The following is an 18137-nucleotide window of genomic DNA, read 5'->3' on the forward strand; positions in this document are numbered from 1 at the left end:
ACGCAAAGTTCGCAAAGCTTTATCCATATAGCTTTGCGAACTTTGCGTTTGTATTCACAATACTTGAAAAAATCTTAGCGTGCTTTGCGGTTAAAAAAAAATCCACTCCGCAAAACGGAATGGATTTTCTATATAAATTGATTTCTTATTTTAATTAAGAAAGAGCAGCTTTAACTTGGTCAGCAGCTTCTTGGAATTGAACTGCAGATAAGATTGGCATACCAGAGTTGTCAATTAATTCTTTTGCAATTTCAGCATTTGTTCCTTGCAGACGAACGATAATTGGCACTTTAATAGCGTCTCCCATGTTTTTGTAAGCATCAACAACACCTTGAGCAACACGGTCACAACGAACGATACCTCCAAAAATGTTAATTAAGATAGCTTTTACGTTTGGATCTTTCAAGATAATTCTGAAAGCTGTTTCAACACGCTTAGCATCAGCAGTTCCTCCTACGTCAAGGAAGTTAGCAGGCTCAAAACCAGCGTATTTAATTAAGTCCATAGTTGCCATTGCAAGACCAGCTCCGTTTACCATACATCCTACAGTACCGTCAAGGTCAACATAGTTAAGACCAACTTCTTTAGCTTCAACTTCGATTGGATTCTCCTCACGGATATCTCTCATTTCAGCATATTTAGGTTGTCTGTATAAAGCGTTATCGTCGATATTTACTTTAGCATCAACTGCTAAGATTTTGTTGTCAGAAGTTTTTAATACAGGGTTGATTTCAAACATAGAAGCATCAGAACCAATGTAAGCATTGTAAAGTGCATCGATGAATTTCACCATTTCTTTGAAAGCATTTCCAGAAAGTCCTAAGTTAAAAGCAATTCTTCTAGCTTGGAAACCTTGCAATCCAACAGAAGGGTCGATTTCTTCAGTAAAGATTAAGTGTGGAGTGTGCTCAGCAACTTCTTCGATATCCATACCCCCTTCAGTAGAATACATAATCATGTTGCGTCCTGTACCTCTATTCAATAAAACAGAAACATAAAATTCAGAAGTTTCGCTTTCTCCAGGATAGTAAACATCTTCAGCTACTAATACTTTGTTAACTTTTTTACCTTCAGGCGGAGTCTGAGGTGTAATTAACTGCATTCCGATGATTTGTTCTGCTAACTCTTCAACTTGTTGTAAGTTTTTTGCCAGCTTCACTCCACCACCTTTTCCACGACCACCTGCGTGAATTTGTGCTTTAATTACATGCCATCCTGTTCCCGTTTCGGCAGTTAATTGTTTTGCAGCGGCCACAGCTTCAACTGCATTATTAGCCACGATTCCGCGTTGTACGCGTACTCCGTAACTCGCTAAAATTTCTTTTCCTTGATATTCGTGTATGTTCATAATATAGAATTTGTCTGGTTCTGAATTTATTTCAGAATAAAAGTGCGACAAAAGTAGCAAAATTCAACTTAATAGTAAAATCTTTTTTAAATTAATAATGGCTCCTTTACACATTATACATCTCAATAAATCGAAAGAAAAATTATCATTAAACAATTGTATCTAAAAAGTTAACACAAAACCGCTAAAACGTTTGAGATTTAACAAAAACTTCAACGATATCAATAGCTAACAGACGATTTTTCTTAATATATTTTAAAGGGAATTATCATTTTATCAATTCGCAATGGTTTATATAACAATATTACTAAATAAGAACCCTTTTTCTAATATTACAACAAAAATGAAAGCAAAATCATAAATTCAATACATTATGTTTAACGAAATCTTTATTTTTGTAAAAAAAATATCAAGAATGAGAGTTAAAGAACAAGGGCTTTATCTGCCTGAATTTGAACACGACAATTGTGGTGCAGGATTTATTTGTAATTTGAATGGTATTAAGTCAAATGATATTATTCACAAAGCATTAGACATCTTAATTAAATTAGAACATCGTGGTGCCGTAAGTTCTGATGGAAGAACTGGAGACGGAGCCGGAATTTTATTCGACATTCCTCATGATTTTTTTAAGAAAGTTTGTGACTTTGAAATCCCTGAAGCACGTGAGTATGCAGTAGGAATGGTTTTTTTACCAAAAAGCAAAAACCAGGTTTCTTTTTGCATCAATGCATTTGAAGCAACTATTAAAGACCAGAACTTAAAAGTTTTAGGTTGGAGAGATGTGCCAGTTGAAGTTGAAAATTTAGGTGAAATCGCCGCAGAAAAAGAACCAACAGTTAAACAGGTTTTCGTTTCTAAAAACGGTCAAGATTTAACTGAACAAGAATTTAATGCAAAACTTTTTGCAGCTAGAAAAATTGCTGAACATGCCGTAAGAGGATCTAAAACTTCTGAAAGCCACATGTTTTACTTCTCTAGCTTATCGACCACTACTATAATATATAAAGGTCTATTGATGCCGGAAGACATCAGCCGTTATTATGTAGATTTGAAAGATCCAGACTTGGTAACTCGTCTTGCACTTGTACACCAACGTTTCTCTACCAATACATTCCCATCTTGGGACTTAGCTCAGCCGTTTAGATACATGTGTCATAATGGTGAGATCAATACCCTTCGTGGAAACGTAAGCCGTATGCGTGCTCGTGAAGAGCTTATGCAGAGCAAAGTTTTCGGCGATGATATCAAAAAACTATTCCCAATTATCTTAGAAGGAAAATCAGATTCTGCTTCTATGGATATGGTAATTGAACTTTTATTAATGACAGGCCGTTCTCTTCCTGAAGCAATGATGATGGTAGTTCCTGAAGCTTGGGAAAAACACCAAACCATGTCTGAAGAGAAAAGAGCTTTCTATGAGTACAACGCTTGTATCATGGAGCCTTGGGATGGTCCTGCTTCCATTCCGTTTACAGATGGTAACGTAATTGGAGCTTTATTAGACAGAAATGGTCTTCGTCCTTCTCGTTATACTTTAACCAAAAGCGGATTCGTAATTATGTCTTCTGAAATTGGTGTATTAGACATCGATCCAGAAGATGTAATCCAGCACGGTCGTTTAGAGCCAGGAAAAATGTTCTTGGTGGATATGAACGAAGGCCGTATCATTGAAGATGATGAAGTTAAAAAAGCGATAGTTACAAAACGTCCTTATAAAGAATGGGTTGATGCTAACTTATTGCCATTAGCCAAAGTTCCTTACACAAACAACCCTACTCCTGTTGAAAAATTAGATTTCTTAACAAGACAACGTTTGTTTGGATATACGATTGAAGATTTAAAAACAATCATCAACCCAATGGGTAGCGACGGAGCTGAAGCCATCAGTTCCATGGGTAACGACACGCCGTTAGCTGTATTGTCAGATCAGCCACAATTGTTATACAACTATTTCAAACAATTGTTTGCACAGGTTACAAACCCGCCATTGGATGGTATTCGTGAAGAAATCATTACCGATATCAGTTTAGCAATTGGAGGAGATTTCAATATTTTCGAAATTGAATCGAAACAATGTAAAAAATTAAAAATCCAAAATCCGGTTATTTCTAATGAGGATTTGGATAAAATCAGAAATATCGATCACGCAGATTTCAAATCGGCTACCATTTCTACTTTATATAAAATAGAAAAAGGAGTTAACGGTTTAGAGCGTGCTCTTGAAAAATGTGTTCAGGCGACTTTTAAAGCGGTTAATGAAGGATGCAACATCATTATCTTATCGGATAGAGGTGTTAGCGAAGAACTGGCTCCAATTCCAATGCTATTGGCTTGCTCTTACATTCACCACTCATTAAACATTTTACAAGTTCGTTCTAAATTCGGAATCATCATCGAATCTGCTGAACCACGCGAACCTCACCATTTTGCTTTATTGTTTGGATATGGCGCAAGTGCGATCAATCCTTACATGGTAAACGAAATCATTCACGATCAAGTCGAAAAAGGTTTCATTACAAAAGTAAAAGCAGATTACGCAGTTGTAAATTACAACAAAGCAATCGCAAAAGGAATCGTAAAAATCATGAACAAAATTGGTATCTCTACATTACATTCGTATAGAGCTGCTCAAATTTTCGAGATTTTAGGATTAAACAAAACATTTACCTCTAAATATTTCCCTTACACACCTTCTAGAATCGAAGGAATTGGTTTAATGGAAGTGGAAAAAGAAGTGAAAAAACGTTTCCAAAAAGCTTTCCCAAATTCAAAAATTGCAAACTTGCTTTCTCTTGAAATTGGAGGTATTTACAGATGGAGACGTGGTGGTGAAAAACACATGTTTAACCCAACTACGATTTCTAAACTACAGCAAGCAGTTCGTTTAAACAGCCCAGAAAGCTATAAAGAATATGCTAATGCGGTAAACGAGCAAAGCTCAAATTTGATGACTATTAGAGGTTTATTTGAATTCAACAATTTAGATCCAATTTCTATTGATGAAGTAGAACCTTGGACAGAAATCGTTAAGAAATTCAAAACTGGAGCAATGTCTTATGGTTCTATCAGCCAGGAAGCTCACGAGAACTTAGCCATTGCAATGAACAGAATTGGCGGAAAAAGTAACTCTGGAGAAGGTGGAGAAGATCCAAAACGTTTCCAGAAAGAAATTAACGGAGATTCTAGAAACTCTGCCATCAAACAAGTAGCTTCAGGACGTTTTGGTGTTTCGATCAACTATTTGACAAACGCTAGAGAAATCCAAATCAAAATGGCTCAAGGAGCAAAACCTGGAGAAGGTGGACAGCTGCCTGGAGAAAAAGTAGTGCCTTGGATTGCCGAAACTAGAAACTCTACTCCTTACGTAGGTTTGATTTCGCCTCCGCCTCACCACGACATTTACTCTATTGAGGATTTATCCCAGTTGATTTATGATTTGAAAAATGCAAACCGTGAAGCTCGTATCAACGTAAAACTAGTTTCTGAAGTTGGAGTTGGAACAATCGCTGCCGGTGTTGCCAAAGCAAAAGCTGACGTGATCTTGATCTCTGGTTATGATGGAGGAACAGGTGCTGCACCATTAACTTCATTACAACACACAGGTATTCCATGGGAACTTGGTTTAGCTGAAGCACAGCAAACACTTATCTTGAATGACTTAAGAAGCCGTGTAGTTTTAGAATGTGACGGACAATTGAAAACAGGACGTGACGTTGCGATTGCCGCTTTATTAGGTGCTGAAGAATTCGGTTTCGCGACTGCTCCGCTTGTAGCTTCTGGATGTATCATGATGAGAGCTTGCCACTTAAATACTTGTCCAGTTGGTATTGCAACTCAGGATCCTGAATTGAGAAAAAATTTCAAGGGAACTCCAGAGCACGTAATCAACTTCATGTATTTCATTGCGGAAGAGTTAAGAGAGATCATGGCTCAATTAGGTTTCAGAACTTTAAAAGAAATGGTAGGTCAGTCTCAAAAATTAAACGTAGACAAAGCCATCAAACATTATAAAGCGAATGGTTTAGACTTATCGACTATTTTATACAAACCGGAAAAAGCGAAAACAGTTCCAAATCATAATACAACAACTCAAGACCACGCTCTTGAAAACGTATTGGATTTCGACATCATCAAAGAAGCTATTCCATCTATCTATAGAAAAGAGAAAACGAGAGTTACCTTCAAAATTAAAAATACAGACCGTTCTGTAGGTGCGATTTTGAGTAACGAAATCTCAAAAATTTATGGCGCACAAGGATTACCTGCTGACACTATTTTAGTTGATTTTGAAGGTTCTGCCGGACAAAGTTTTGGTGCATTTGCAACAAACGGATTGTCATTTAAAATTCACGGAAACTGTAATGATTACTTAGGAAAAGGTCTTTCTGGAGGAAAACTAATTGTAAAAGTACCTCCTACTGCGACTTTCAATCCTGAAGACAACATCATTATTGGAAACGTTGCCCTTTACGGAGCTATTACCGGAGAGGCTTATATTAATGGTATCGCAGGAGAACGTTTCTGTGTGAGAAACTCTGGAGCAACAGCAGTTGTAGAAGGAATTGGAGATCACGGATGCGAGTACATGACAGGTGGTACAGTAGTAGTTTTAGGAAAAACTGGAAGAAACTTCGCTGCTGGTATGAGCGGTGGTGTAGCTTACATTTACGATCCAAACAAAAAATTCGATTCGACAGTATGTAACATGGAAATGGTTGCATTCGATCCAATGGAAGAAGAAGATCTTACTAAACTAAGAAAACTGATCAAAAATCATTCATTGTACACCAGCAGTCCATTAGCAAAAAGAATTTTAGCAGACTGGGAAAATCAACAAAAGCACTTCGTAAAAGTAATGCCGACAGATTACAAAAAAGCATTAAAACGAATTGCGGAAGAAAAACAAATAGAAGAATTAATAGCGGGATAAAAATCAATTTCAAAAAATAGAATTCCAAATTCCAATGGCAATATCAATGTCAATGAAAATGTCTTCCTGAGCGGAGTCGAAGGGTTAGAATTTGGAAATTTAAAGAAATTGGAATTTAATTTAAGAAAGTCATGGGTAAAATAGGCGGATTTAAAGAATACAATAGAGCCGACGAAAGTAATTTAGCAGTTGCAGAACGTGTTTCCAACTACAACGAATTTACTATTCCGGTACCAAAAGATAAATTAAAAGAACAAGGATCAAGATGTATGGACTGTGGTATTCCTTTTTGCCACAGTGGATGTCCGTTAGGAAATTTAATTCCTGACTTCAACGACATGGTGCATCAGGAAGAATGGCAGAGCGCATTAGAGATTTTGCAGTCTACAAACAATTTTCCAGAATTTACAGGTCGTTTATGCCCTGCTCCATGTGAGAAATCATGTGTATTAGGAATCATCAAAGATCCAGTTTCTATCGAAAACATCGAAAAAAGCATCGTAGAAAGAGGTTTTGCTGAAGGATGGATTAAACCACAGCCACCAAAATCTAGAACTGGAAAAACAGTTGCCGTTATTGGTTCGGGACCTGCGGGTCTAGCAGCTGCTCAGCAATTAAACAGAGCGGGCCACACGGTTACTGTTTTTGAAAGAGACAACGCAATTGGAGGTTTATTACGTTACGGAATTCCAAACTTCAAATTAGAAAAAGGAATTATCGACCGTCGTGTAGCTATTCTTGAGGCAGAAGGAATCACTTTCAAAACAAATGTAAATGTTGGTGTAAACTTCAGCGTTGAAGAATTAAACGCATTTGATTCTATCGTTTTATGTGGAGGAGCAACTGAAAGAAGAAGCTTGCCAACTAAAGGAATCGAAAGCAAAGGCGTTGTTCAAGCAATGGATTTCTTGACACAGCAAACTAAAGTTTTATACGGAGAATCAATTCCAGACCAAGTTAAAGCAACTGGAAAAGATGTAATCGTTATTGGTGGTGGAGATACAGGTTCTGACTGTATTGGAACTTCTAACAGACACGGAGCTAAATCGGTAACTAACTTTGAGATTTTACCAAAACCTCCAGTTGGAAGAAGCGAAACAACTCCATGGCCTTTCTGGCCGTTACAGTTAAAAACATCTTCTTCTCACGAAGAAGGTTGCGATAGAAACTGGTTAATCAATACGAAAGAATTCATCTCTAACGAAAAAGGGGAATTAACTGGATTGAAAACGGTTGAAGTACAATGGAAAATGACTCCAGGTCAAAGACCAGAACTAATTGAAAAAGAAGGTTCTGAGAAAATCTGGCCTTGCGACTTGGCTTTATTGGCTCTTGGATTTACAGGTCCAGAGAAAACATTAAGCGAGCAGTTAGGTATCGAAACTGATGTGAGAAGCAACTATAAAGCACACAACTATCAGACAAACGTTCCTCACATTTTCACAGCAGGTGATATGAGAAGAGGACAATCATTAATTGTATGGGCTATTTCAGAAGGTCGCGAAGCTGCAAGAGAAGTAGATTTATTCCTAATGGGATCTACAAACTTGCCTACTAAAGGAAAAGGAGATCTTCCAAGCTTGTAATTTTTAAGGTTCTGAGATGCTAAGATTCTAAGGGACTAAGGTTTCTTGTATGCCTAATCTATAGAACTAAAAATTAAAACTATAAAAACAACAACACATACTATTTGACAAACCCCTGAATTTCCTTTCAGGGGTTTTGTTTTTTTGTTTTTTTTTCCGCCACGAATTCACGAATTTTTCTTTTTTCTACTTTGCGCAACAATAGCCAAAGCCATTGGCTATATTTTAAGTATAATTCGTGAGATTAAAGCAAAGGATAATTTTCAGCGTAACGTAGGAATTAGAAAAATTCGTGAATTCGTGGCGAAAAAAACTTAGTATCTTAGCACCTTAGAACCTTAGCATCTTAAAAAAGGTTACAAAACTCCAAATACAACAACTTTTTGTTTAAAATAAAACAATTTGTTATAATTTGTTATTTTTCTGTAAATTATTTGCTGATACACAAAAGAGTAATAACTTTGCTCAAAATAAGTTTAAAAATGCAAGCAAAAGATTTACTGCAGTTAGCAGACCAATTTGGAAGTCCATTGTATGTTTACGATGCTGAAAAAATCCAATCTCAGTACAACAGATTAACTAAAGCTTTCTCTAAGGTAGAAAACTTAAGAGTTAATTACGCCATGAAGGCATTGTCTAACGTTGCGATTCTACAGTTATTAAAGAACATGGGGTCTGGATTAGACACTGTATCTATCCAGGAAGTTTTATTAGGACTTCATGCTGGCTATGAACCCGAAAGAATTTTCTTTACACCAAACGGAGTTTCTTTAGAAGAAATCGAAGAAGTTGCTGCAATGGGTGTACAAATCAATATCGACAATTTATCTATTCTGGAGCAATTCGGAACAAAACATCCACATATTCCGGTATGTATTCGTATCAATCCGCACGTAATGGCGGGTGGAAATGCAAATATTTCTGTTGGACATATCGATAGTAAATTCGGAATCTCTGTTCACCAAATTCCGCATATTTTGCGAATTGTGGAGAACACAAAAATGAGCATTGTGGGTATTCACATGCACACAGGATCTGATATTTTAGATATCGAAGTGTTCTTGTATGCAGCTGAAATCTTGTTTGATACAGCGAAACATTTCAAAGATTTACAATTTTTAGATTTCGGAAGCGGATTCAAAGTACCTTACAAAAAAGACGATATCGAAACCGATATTGAAGAATTAGGTAAAAAATTATCTAAAAGATTCAACGCTTTCTGTTCTGAATATGGAAGAGATTTGACATTGATTTTCGAACCTGGAAAATTCTTGGTGAGCGAAGCAGGTCATTTCTTAGTAAAAGTAAACGTAGTAAAACAAACCACTTCTACCGTATTTGCAGGAATCGATAGTGGTTTCAACCACTTAATCCGTCCAATGTTTTACGGATCTTCACACCATATCGAAAACATTTCGAATCCAAAAGGAAAAGAGCGTTTTTACTCTGTTGTAGGATACATTTGCGAAACCGATACTTTTGCAAACAACCGTAGAATCGCGGAAATCACAGAAGGAGATATTCTAGAGTTCAGAAACGCTGGAGCATATTGTTTCTCAATGTCTTCAAACTACAACTCAAGATACAAACCAGCAGAAGTGCTTTGGATGAACGGACAAGGAATCTTGATTCGCCAAGCTGAAACATTTGAAGATTTACTTAAAAATCAAATTCCGTTGCCACAAGAAATTGCTGCTACGGTTTAACAATAGAAAAAAAGAGAATATCACCGAAGTCCCGTTTCTTAATTGAGGCGGGATTTTTTTGTTGCCGTTTTTAAATTCAATTCAAAATTGAATTATTTTTCATCAACAAAAAAATACAGATTAATACTACAATTTATTATTTTTGCATTCACACATAATCAAAAAAACAATAATTAAAAAAGTTAGAATCAAATTATAACTCAATTTTTAAAAAGTTGAAAAAGACTAAAAAATCTTTCTAATAAAAATACAAACGTTAGTATGAAATTGCATAAAGTGAAGAATGAAACAAAAAAGTATTTAAAAGATAGATGGAAGTCTCATGATTTTATTAATTCTTTTCCTGTTTTAATAGATTGGAAAATGGATATTAATCTTTTAAACGATATTGACTTAAGAGGAATTGATAAACTTGGGTGTGGAGAACCCTTTTGGAAATTTCCGAATATTATTTCTGCAAATTTGAAAAACATTGACCTTTCATTTGGAAATGGCTCTATATCTATTAGTGATAGTGAAATAATCAATTTGATTTGCAACGATTTTAAGTTCGATAGATCTAGCCATATCAGTAAATCAATAATAAAAAATTCGTTGTTTTTAAATTCAAAGTTTATATTAAGTGCAACAGATACAACTTTTGAAAATTGTGATTTTAGTAACTCTAAGTTTAGTGGAGGGCATAATGAATACGGATTTAGGAGGTGTAAATTCATAAATTGTAAATTTAATTCTGCACAATGGAAAAATACCTACCTATTTGCTTGTAAATTTATTGACTGTGACTTTAATGGTTTCGTAATTTCAAATTCATTAATTAGAGGCTTTAAAGTGAGTAGGTTAACGGAAGAGATAAATTCCATTTTTGAAAATTGTTTGGATGTAACTGGATTAATTGAAATCAATAATATGGAAAATGAATAAATTCCGATAACCCGATAGCGCGGATTTGTAATCCGTGCCCGCATAGATGAGCACATTCTTCTTCATTGATTCTCTTTATGGGCACGGATTACAAATCCGCGCTAACATTCTAAGAAAGTTGAACTTCGTATTTATTTACATAAGAAAAACCGTATTTTTGTTTCATTCAAAAAACTCAAATAAAAAACTTACTTTCGCTTTATAAAAAATAAATCAATGAAACTCGCTAAATTTCTATTTATTGCCCTTTTACTAATTTCTTGTTCTAATGACGATTCATTATCAGAAAACAATACTGAAACCAGTATATTAATAAAAGAAATAAATGCCAATACATATAATTCTAGCGTTTCCAATGGATTAAAAACAACCTTTGAATATGACTCTAAACAAAGGCTTACAAAAAAAACAGGCGGATATATTTATATGTCAGCTTCAACTGGTTACAGCGGATTTTATACCAATGAAGTTTATACTTCGCTCACTTATCAAAACAATACGGTAGTTATTGAGAACTTTTCTACTTCGCCTACTTTTACTGTTCCAAAAGAAACAAAAATAGTGACTTTAAACTCTTCAAATCAAATTCAAACAAAAGAGGTTCCTAGTTTAGTGAGTACTTACAAACTAAAAAAACTGATTTACACCTACAGTCAAAACAGAATTGTAAAGATCATTACAACTTTCCCAAATATTCCATACAATGCTGCTGATCCTAATGATTACATTTTGACGTATGAAGAAAATTTTGATTACGACTCCAACGGTAATTTGACAAAATCTGAATATTTTGAACAGCATAATGGCGTAAATAAAGGTGAAAAAATCATACGAACTTTTGAAGATTATGACAACTCCGAGAATCCTTTTAAAAAATTACAATTATTAGATGATTTTTTCTATCGCTCAATTTCAAAAAACAACTTTAGAAAAGTCACTGTATTGCAATATATGAATGACGAATTGAGTTCCAGAAATACAAGCACTTGGACTTTTAGTTATGACACAAAAGGTCAGATAATAATTTAAGCAAAAACATTTTTCATTAATATAATACACAAGCACAATTTCACTTGATATTGTGCTTTTTTTGTAATTCTATTTTGGTTCTAAAAAACTCAAATAAAAAAAACTACTTTAGCTACACAAACCCAAATCTCAAATCCATGAAAATTACAATTACCCTATCAACCCTACTCCTACTATTTACAACCAATTTATTCAGCCAAACCATTGCTGATTTAAAACTAAAACCAAAAGAAATTCCAAAAGGCGGTTATATGGTAAGCGACGGAAATATTTGCATTACGCCGCAAGCCTGCACTTTTTATAATGATATCGAAACCTACAACAACATTGTAGGAACTGTAAAAAGTAAAGCGATTCAAAGTTTTAAAAGCAAAGCAGATCGCGGTTCTATTATGTATTTTGAATTTGATCACGTTTTTAAAGGCGAACGTTTTCTGCAAGGATTATTATGGGGAAAAGACGGTCAGCCAACAGCAGAACATCCAGAAGAATATATCGCAAAAGGAAAATTTCTGGTTATTTGGAGTTTACAGCCCGATAGTCCGTTAAGAGAAAAATCAGAAACTAAAATTGAAGCGATTCTAGAATAAAAAATCCCGTTTCTTTATTGAAGCGGGAATTTTTATTATTCGTAGTATTCTTTAATAATGATTATGCATTTTTTCGTAAAAACTTGACTAATAAATATAATAGATACAGTAAAAACAAACCAAAGCCCAGAATTACAATCTGCCAAATAAATAGTCCGAACTCAAAATCATTAATTAAATTTTCCATAATTTTATCTTTTAAATATCTTATTTGGTAAAGTACAAATAAACGAAAAAGCTTTATCATTTTAAAAGTAAAAAACACAAAAATGAAACTACAAATACGAATTCTGTTTTACTCCATTTTATTCTTTCTATATCTAACCCTAACGCAGTTTATTTTATCATTAGGTGGAAAATTAAAAACAGATCCTTACATCACTTTAGGTTGTGGTTTTGCCGTTTTAAATCTTATTTATGCTTTTTTAGGCCTAAAATGGAAACCTCTTTTAAATATACTTTTTGCTATTGGAATCGCAGCTTTGGCATTGTTTCTGGCTTTAAAATTTACCAACTTACATTTGGTTATCGATTACGATCCGTATCAGGTTAAAACGGTAATATTTGCCAATGCAATTTTCTCTATTATTTTTTGGGAAATTGTGTATCAGATTAAAATTAGAAAAAAATAATTTTGAATTGCCTTCAGCTTTAACTGGAGGCAATTTTTATTAAGCGATTGATAGAACGCTGCTCATTACGTTAGAAAATCATATATTTTCGTACGTATTTTTTTATATTTGCGCTGAATTTTTCTAAGCCAAAATAGAATATAATATGAAAATTAGAATTGTACTTCTTCTCTCTTTATTAGCCGTTTCCTGTAAAAAAGAAACCAATCTTGAAACCGAAAAACCTCAAATCGTTTCAAAAGATACTATTGAAGTTTCCGAAAAATCCGAACCAGAAGCTCAAAAAAACGATACTGTTGTAATATCAGCCAAACACAAAATCAACAAAATAGTCTGCGATCTCGATGGCGATAAATTAAATGAAACCGTCGAAATTGTACGAAGCACTTTAAGCGGTAAAAGTGGCCTTCGAATTACGTATGGAAACGGAAAAAAGACTGATTATTTGGGTTTGGGAAATGACGTTCTAAAACAAGGTTTTGATGAAATCGATTGGGTTGGAATATTTGAAAAAGCACCAAAAAACGAAATATATTACAACAATGTAAACGATGAAGGCGAAATTATTGGTGAAGAAGATGTAAAAGAGGAAGACAAAATAAAACTGCCAAATGACGGAATTTTTATTCACGCCGATGAAAGTTGCGGCGGCGGAATTATTTACCTGAAGAACGGAAAATACGAGTGGATTCAGCAAGAATAGACCTTAAACGGTATCGATAAAAAAGCTAATACTTAAATAATAATATTTAAGATTATAATTTTTTTCATGAAAGTACAACATGAAAATAATTATGTACGAAGGAAATAAAAAGTACGCTATACGCGGAGAAAGCAAAGTAGCTGTGGGAATTGATGATAATGGCAAAAAACAATACATAGGCGGCGAATATAAAATGGATGAAAATTTCAAAAAAAGCCCAAAAGCTTTTCAAGAATTTGCTCAGAAATTATGGAACTATATTTGATGGAAAATTGGGATTAATTAGACATCTACAAATAAAAATTATATTTCGTATTTTCATCAAAAAACATAATTAAAACTTTTCTCGCAAATTAGGAGAATTTAGTATATTTATTTAAAATTCTAAACTTCTAAAAATGAGAAAATTAATCTTAGGTTTTGTATTCTTAATTGGTTTATCAGTATCAGGTCAGACCTCTAAAGAGTTGATTGGAAAATGGCAGCTTATAAAATGGACCAAAAACGGAAAAGACAAAAGCATTCAAGAACGTTTTAAAACAGATCAGGTTTTTCAGGTTTTTAAACAAAATGGTGATTTCGAAAGTGTTATTGGTACTGAATCACATAAAGCATCTTGGAAACTATCGCCAGATAATTCAGAACTTACTATTATTTCTGTTTTATTGCCTATTAAATTCAAAATAGAATATTTCGATCCTCAAAAACGAATTATAAGCACACCAGGACTTGGAACTCTGGAATATAAAAAGATTGCAGAATAATTCTTTTGCATAATATAAGTTTCTTATGAAAATAACAAGATCTTATCTAGCCCCGATGGAAGCGATATCCTTTTGTGGCAATCTCCGGAACAGTTGGAAGCCACAAAAGATTTAGCGTACAGCGGGACAGTCAGTTCTTGTAAAAATGAGACCATCTGCTCCTAAAAATAATTTTAAAAAAGGCATAGTTGTTGAAAGTTAAAAAAGATATATTTACACCTTCAAATGTGACTACTATGCAAAAAACTACTTTACTATTTTCTATATTCTTTTTGGTCCTTTCGTCATGCGGGGTCAAAACAACGCAGTCACTTTTAAGCGATGGTGATTATGATGGTGCTATAAATCGTGCAGTTGAAGCTTTGCGTACCAAAAAAGACTCTAAAGGAAAACAAGATTATGTATATTTACTGGAAGAGGCATTTGCCAAAGCCAAAGACCGCGATCTGCGTAATCTTGAAATGATGGCTAAAGAAGGTAATCCAGCCAATTCTGAACGTATTTATAATACCTATTTACAACTAAATAGCCGTCAGGAAAAAATTAGACCTCTATTACCGCTTCCGTTATTAAAACAAGGAAAAAATGCTTATTTCCCGTTTGATAATTATTCGGATCAAATTGTAAGCAGCAAAAACGAACTTTCGAAATATTTATACGAAAACGCCTCTGCCCTTTTAAAATCAAAAAACAAAATGGATTTTAGAAAAGCATATGACGATTTTTTCTATTTGGAAAGTATAAATCCGGGGTATAAAAACACCAAAAAATTAATGGACGATGCGCAGTTTAAAGGAACTGACTTTGTAGATGTTTATGCTAAAAATGAAACTGAAATGGTGATTCCAAAACTGCTTCAGGAGGATTTACTAGATTTTAAAACGTATGGATTAAATGATAAATGGACGGTTTACCACAACGCCAGACAAAAAAACGTTACATACGATTATAGTTTGATTATCAATTTCAGACAAATTTTAATATCTCCTGAACAGATTAAAGAAAAGGAATTCATTAAAGAAAGGCAGATAAAAGATGGTGTTAAAACACTTCTTGACAGCCGCGGCAGACCTGTAAAAGACAGTTTGGGTAAAGAAATTAAAGTTGATAATTATAGAACACTTCGTGCGAATGTGTACGAGTTTAGACAATTTAAATCTTGTCAGGTTACTGCTAAAATTGATTACATTGATTTAAGAACAAATCAATTAGTACAGACATTTCCGGTAAGCAGCGAATTTGTTTTTGAAAACATTTATTCGACGTATAAAGGCGATAAAAACGCCTGTGAGGATAATTATCTTGGATATTTCAACAAACGAGCAGTTCCTTTCCCGAATAACGAGCAAATGGTTTTCGACACTGGTGAAGATCTAAAAGCCAAGCTGAAAGACATTATTGTTCGCAATAAAATAAGGCAGTAACCACATAAACAATCATTTAAAAAGACGCATTCAAAAGATGCGTCTTTTTTTTTAACACTCAAAATTATAAAAAAAATCGAAAAAACATTTTGCGCAACCAAAAAGTTGCATATATTTGCAACTGATTAGTTGCTTATTTATTTTATTAAAATGAAACGAGATATTTTTCAGGCTATTGCCGATCCGACCCGCAGAGCAATTCTGGTATTGATTTCTTCAAGTGCATTAACTCCAAATGCAATTGCAGAACAATTTCAAACCACCAGACAAGCGGTTTCTAAACACATTAAAATACTAAGTGAATGTGATTTACTACAAGAAAAAAAAGTAGGAAGAGAAATTTATTATCAACTAAAAATCGATAAAATGAAAGAAATAGATCATTGGCTGGAACAATTCAAGAAAATATGGGAAAGCCGATTTAGTCAATTAGACCAAGTATTATTGAATTTAAAATCTAAAGAAAATGAAATCTAACCTATTAATGAATTTTTCCATAGATAAGGAAAATAAAACTGTAAATGTAAAACGCGAATTCAACGCGTCATTGTCTAATGTATGGTCGGCTTGGACAGAAGCTGAAATCCTAGATCAATGGTGGGCGCCGGCCCCTATGAAATCCAAAACTAAAAGTATGGAATTTAAGGAAGGCGGCAGAAGACTTTACGCCATGATTGCTCCTGACGGCATTGAACGCTGGAGTACTTTTGATTATTCTTCGATTTCACCTAAAACAAATTTCAAGTACGCTGCTACTTTTTGTGACGCTGATGGAAATCCAAATTCAGAATTTGGAAGTTCTTATTGGGATATCACATTCTCTGAGCAAGGAGATTCAACTTTTGTCGATATTGTGATTACAAGAGACAGTTTGGAAGAATTAGAAAAAATAGTCGAAATGGGCTTCAAACAAGGATTTACAGCTGCTATGGAAAGTTTGGATAAAATCTTTGAAACAAGAAAGTAAAACACACATTATCATATAATTAAATAAATTATTAACGACTATAAAACCGAACGAAAATGAAATCAAATTTGTTAATGAATTTTACTGTTGATAAGGAAAATAAGACCGTAAATGTGAAACGCGAATTCAACGCGTCATTATCCAATGTTTGGTCGGCATGGACAGAAGCAGAAATTCTCGATCAATGGTGGGCACCTGCTCCGTGGAAATCAAAAACTAAAAGCATAGAATTTAAAGAAGGCGGAAGAAGGCTCTACGCTATGGTTGGACCTGAAGGTGAAGAACATTGGGCAATTGCCGATTATACTTCGATAAACCCAAAAACAAATATCAAATGGCTGGATGCTTTTTCCGACAGCGACGGAAATTTAAACGAAGAATTTCCGCGTTCTGACTGGGATATTACTTTCTCAGAAAAAGACGATTCAACTTTTGTTGATATAGTTATCAAACATGAAAAACTTTCTGATCTTGAAATGATTATTCAAATGGGATTCAAAGAAGGTTTCACAATTGCAATGGAAGGTTTGGACGCTATTTTTGCCAAACAAACAAAATAGTGCAGTACCAGATAAAAGCCAAGGCAAAAAAGCAAAGTGAACTAGTATTAAATTCGTATTTTCGTTTAATAATCACTTTTATTCTATTAAAATGAATCGTCTTTTTGCCCTGGCTTTCTTATTTTTAATTTCGATTACAGCTTTCAGTCAAAACAAAAAATCTAAAACAACCGAAACCACAAAACCTTTTGTTTTAGGTATAATCGATGAAATTCAGTCCAAAGAATTGGGCGAAAACAGAATCCTAAACATTTATCTTCCTGAAGGTTATAATCCAGCAGATGCTGTAAAATATCCTGTTATTTATTTACTAGACGGTTCTGCCGATGAAGATTTTATTCATATTGCTGGATTGGTTCAGTTTAATAGTTTCGAATGGATCAATCAAGTTCCAAAATCAATTGTGGTAGGAATAGCAACTGTCGACAGAAAAAGAGACTTTACCTTCCCTACTACGCTTGAAAAGGACAAAACCCGTTTTCCAACCACCGGACATTCTGATAGATTTATCTCCTTTATCGAAAAAGAATTACAGCCTTTCATTGAGAAAAAATACAAAACAACCGAATCTAAAATGCTTATCGGACAGTCTCTTGGTGGATTGTTGGGTTCAGAAATTTTACTTAAAAAGCCTTCTCTTTTTAATAAATATGTGATTGTAAGTCCAAGTATTTGGTGGGATAATGGTTCTATACTCAACTTAGATGCAGCAATTCTGCAGGAAAATTTTAAACAGCCTACAGAAGTATATATCGCAGTTGGCAAAGAAGGTTTAACGCCAACCGAAATTCCTAGAGTAATGGAAGTTGATGCAAATTTATTAGCTGAAAAAGTACAAGCGTCTAAAAGCAAAAATATCAAAGTTTATTTCGACTATTTTCCGAATGAAAACCATGGATCAGCTTTGCATCAAGCCGTTTCAAATTCTTTTAAATTCTTTTATCCGCAACCAGAGAATAAATAATTTTTTC

At 34.2% G+C, this 18137-nt stretch carries 15 protein-coding genes and 1 pseudogene; 15 read left to right on the top strand and 1 reads right to left on the bottom strand.

Going from position 1 to position 18137, the window contains the following annotated elements; all coding sequences use genetic code 11:
- Window positions 1-154 precede the first annotated feature (154 nt).
- The gene (sucC, locus tag P2W75_RS13300; RefSeq protein WP_066035083.1) at window positions 155-1348 is read right to left on the bottom strand and encodes an ADP-forming succinate--CoA ligase subunit beta; all 1194 of its coding nucleotides are present in this window, start codon (window positions 1346-1348) and stop codon (window positions 155-157) included.
- A 415-nt stretch (window positions 1349-1763) separates the two neighbouring features.
- Here sucC and gltB point away from each other — a divergent pair, with 415 nt between their 5' ends.
- From gltB to P2W75_RS13375, 15 genes and pseudogenes are all read left to right on the top strand, one after another.
- Window positions 1764-6281: a glutamate synthase large subunit gene (gltB, locus tag P2W75_RS13305; protein WP_276380820.1), complete on the top strand. Its 4518-nt coding sequence runs from the start codon at window positions 1764-1766 to the stop codon at window positions 6279-6281.
- 131 nt (window positions 6282-6412) lie between these two features.
- Window positions 6413-7867 (top strand): glutamate synthase subunit beta, encoded by a 1455-nt coding sequence (locus P2W75_RS13310; protein WP_276380821.1) that lies wholly within the window; start codon window positions 6413-6415, stop codon window positions 7865-7867.
- Window positions 7868-8349: 482 nt separating this feature from the next.
- Window positions 8350-9573, top strand: a complete 1224-nt coding sequence (gene lysA / locus P2W75_RS13315; RefSeq protein WP_177210495.1) for a diaminopimelate decarboxylase — start codon at window positions 8350-8352, stop codon at window positions 9571-9573.
- Window positions 9574-9834: 261 nt separating this feature from the next.
- Complete coding sequence (locus tag P2W75_RS13320) at window positions 9835-10497, top strand: pentapeptide repeat-containing protein (protein ID WP_276380822.1); 663 nt, start codon at window positions 9835-9837, stop codon at window positions 10495-10497.
- 216 nt (window positions 10498-10713) lie between these two features.
- Window positions 10714-11526, top strand: a complete 813-nt coding sequence (locus P2W75_RS13325; RefSeq protein WP_276380823.1) for a hypothetical protein — start codon at window positions 10714-10716, stop codon at window positions 11524-11526.
- A gap of 137 nt (window positions 11527-11663) precedes the next feature.
- Window positions 11664-12116, top strand: a complete 453-nt coding sequence (locus P2W75_RS13330; RefSeq protein ID WP_276380824.1) for a hypothetical protein — start codon at window positions 11664-11666, stop codon at window positions 12114-12116.
- A 269-nt stretch (window positions 12117-12385) separates the two neighbouring features.
- Complete coding sequence (locus P2W75_RS13335) at window positions 12386-12748, top strand: hypothetical protein (RefSeq protein ID WP_276380825.1); 363 nt, start codon at window positions 12386-12388, stop codon at window positions 12746-12748.
- Window positions 12749-12893: 145 nt separating this feature from the next.
- On the top strand, window positions 12894-13451 hold the full coding sequence (locus P2W75_RS13340; RefSeq protein WP_276380826.1) for a hypothetical protein: 558 nt from the start codon (window positions 12894-12896) through the stop codon (window positions 13449-13451).
- Window positions 13452-13527: 76 nt separating this feature from the next.
- Window positions 13528-13733 (top strand): annotated as a pseudogene (locus P2W75_RS13345) (M949_RS01915 family surface polysaccharide biosynthesis protein); the annotation flags it as partial.
- A 116-nt stretch (window positions 13734-13849) separates the two neighbouring features.
- A complete protein-coding gene (locus tag P2W75_RS13350) occupies window positions 13850-14215 on the top strand; it encodes a hypothetical protein (protein ID WP_276380828.1) in 366 nt (121 codons plus the stop codon).
- Between the two features lie 236 nt (window positions 14216-14451).
- Window positions 14452-15639, top strand: a complete 1188-nt coding sequence (locus P2W75_RS13355) for a hypothetical protein (protein WP_276380829.1) — start codon at window positions 14452-14454, stop codon at window positions 15637-15639.
- Between the two features lie 150 nt (window positions 15640-15789).
- The gene (locus tag P2W75_RS13360; RefSeq protein WP_207297252.1) at window positions 15790-16116 is read left to right on the top strand and encodes a helix-turn-helix transcriptional regulator; all 327 of its coding nucleotides are present in this window, start codon (window positions 15790-15792) and stop codon (window positions 16114-16116) included.
- Window positions 16106-16606: an SRPBCC domain-containing protein gene (locus P2W75_RS13365; RefSeq protein WP_207297253.1), complete on the top strand. Its 501-nt coding sequence runs from the start codon at window positions 16106-16108 to the stop codon at window positions 16604-16606. Before P2W75_RS13360 ends, P2W75_RS13365 begins: the two co-directional genes overlap by 11 nt.
- Window positions 16607-16662: 56 nt before the next feature.
- Window positions 16663-17166 (top strand): SRPBCC domain-containing protein, encoded by a 504-nt coding sequence (locus P2W75_RS13370; protein ID WP_276380830.1) that lies wholly within the window; start codon window positions 16663-16665, stop codon window positions 17164-17166.
- 91 nt (window positions 17167-17257) lie between these two features.
- Window positions 17258-18130, top strand: a complete 873-nt coding sequence (locus P2W75_RS13375; protein WP_276380831.1) for an alpha/beta hydrolase — start codon at window positions 17258-17260, stop codon at window positions 18128-18130.
- Window positions 18131-18137: the final 7 nt, after the last annotated feature.

It is taken from the genome of Flavobacterium sp. H4147, assembly GCF_029360735.1.
Classification (GTDB): domain Bacteria; phylum Bacteroidota; class Bacteroidia; order Flavobacteriales; family Flavobacteriaceae; genus Flavobacterium; species Flavobacterium endoglycinae.